This is a genomic window from Psychrobacter sp. 1U2 (assembly GCF_051847575.1).
Window position 1 is genome coordinate 1 of record NZ_JBPYDC010001286.1, and the last position, 643, is coordinate 643.

Sequence of the window (643 nt, forward strand, 5' to 3'; positions counted from 1 at the left end):
CGATACTGGGATGAATTTTGCGCGGTCTCTAAGAACGCAGCAAGCAAGGAAAATTTATCCCAGTATCGCGTTTGAACTTATGACAGTTTTATTTTCAACTGACTATATGATCTGAATCATTGTCTTTATTCTCACCTCTGCCGTACTGTGTTGACGTCTTTTCATAGTAGATTTTATGGAATACAATCTTGATGCGGAAGCAGTTTCTCGCCGAACCCAATATTTTCGAGTAATACTAGATGTCTTAACTCATTCTAAACTTTCACACTCGTCGTAATTGAGCGTACCTGACAGGGGATAATCTGCTCGATGATGTCAGCTAATTTTGGCTTAGCTGTTAGTCCTAACCAATAGGCAAACCCTACTTGGGTTAAATCTACACCGCTATGAGCCGTATAGCTAATACCACCTGATGGGCGACTGTTAATCTCAAGGACACGGTGCTGACCATTATCATCTGCCTTGGTCTGTACACTAACAATACCATCACAACCAAAAGTTTTAATCAATGGCATAACGACGTCCATGACTGACTGCTCGTAGCCGATATGCTGGATTTTCCCTGTTTTATGGCGAGTGATTGCGGCTAAGACTTCGCCATATTCACAGACCACATCGATAGAATATTCTTGCCCTGATAAGT

General features: G+C 41.8%; 1 protein-coding gene. It reads right to left on the reverse strand.

Annotation, left to right across the window (positions count from 1 at the left end; translation table 11 throughout):
* Positions 1-254 precede the first annotated feature (254 nt).
* Positions 255-643, reverse strand: a 389-nt coding sequence (locus tag ACS8FD_RS21680) for an ATP-grasp domain-containing protein (RefSeq protein WP_439277392.1), incomplete at its 5' end; no start/stop codon positions are given.